The sequence below is a fragment of the Pseudomonas persica genome, assembly GCF_900291015.1.
In the GTDB taxonomy this organism is placed as follows: domain Bacteria; phylum Pseudomonadota; class Gammaproteobacteria; order Pseudomonadales; family Pseudomonadaceae; genus Aquipseudomonas.
Map to the genome: position 1 here is coordinate 1 of NZ_OLKL01000193.1, position 264 is coordinate 264.

At 61.4% G+C, this 264-nt stretch carries 1 protein-coding gene; it reads right to left on the bottom strand.

What is annotated here, in order from left to right; genetic code table 11:
- Positions 1-205: penicillin acylase family protein (locus tag FQ664_RS26245; protein ID WP_144175908.1), on the bottom strand; the 205-nt coding region annotated here is incomplete at its 3' end.
- Between the last annotated feature and the right edge of the window lie 59 nt (positions 206-264).

Here is a 264-nt window from a genome sequence, read left to right on the forward strand (position 1 = left end):
AGCCCAGGGCGCGGTACAGATCGGCCTCATTCTCGGCGCGGATATGCGGTACGCCACGGTCGTCGTAGCGCACCGTGACCGAACCTTGCAGGTGCGCCAGCGTCACCGTGCCCTGGCGCGTGGGTTGTTTGCTGTAGACGTACCAACCGGCGCCCAGGGCGACCAGCACAATCAGCACCGCAAAAAACTGCAGGACGCGCTTCATGAACATTCCTTACCAAAGTGGACGGGCTACAGATCCTTAGGCCACGAACAATAGCAGCC